The sequence below is a fragment of the Algivirga pacifica genome (assembly GCF_039543525.1).
Lineage (GTDB): Bacteria > Bacteroidota > Bacteroidia > Cytophagales > Flammeovirgaceae > Algivirga > Algivirga pacifica.
Window position 1 is genome coordinate 100,122 of the sequence record NZ_BAABJX010000038.1, and the last position, 531, is coordinate 100,652.

General features: G+C 44.6%; 1 protein-coding gene. It reads left to right on the forward strand.

Features of this window, described 5'->3' with window-relative positions; genetic code table 11:
• Positions 1-531: hypothetical protein (locus ABD985_RS13435; protein WP_425550445.1), on the forward strand; the 531-nt coding region annotated here is incomplete at both ends.

A 531-nucleotide genomic window follows, 5' to 3' on the forward strand; every position in this document is an offset into this window, starting at 1 on the left:
GGAGGAGATCTGTCGGTAGCAGGTAGTTCAAGTTTAACGACCTTGGCAGTATCAGATAATACGAGCATAACAGGTATGTTATCTGTAACAGGAGCGTCCAATTTCACTGATTTGAGTTCCAGTGGCACCTCCAGTTTAACGACCTTGGCAGTATCAGATAACACATCGATGGGTGGTACATTATCCGTTACAGGGGCATCCAGTTTTACGGATGTATCGGTGAGCGGAACAATGGATTTATCGAGTGTAGATGTAAGTGGAGGCGCAACAGTAGGAGGAGATCTATCGGTAGCAGGTAGTTCAAGTTTAACGACCTTGGCAGTATCAGATAATACGAGTATGACAGGTATGTTATCTGTAACAGGAGCGTCAAGTTTCACTGATTTGAGTTCCAGTGGCACATCCAGTTTAACGACCTTGGCAGTGTCAGATAACACATCGATGGGTGGTACATTATCCGTTACAGGGGCATCTAGTTTTACGGATGTATCGGTTAGCGGAACAATGGATTTATCGAGTGTAGATGTAAGC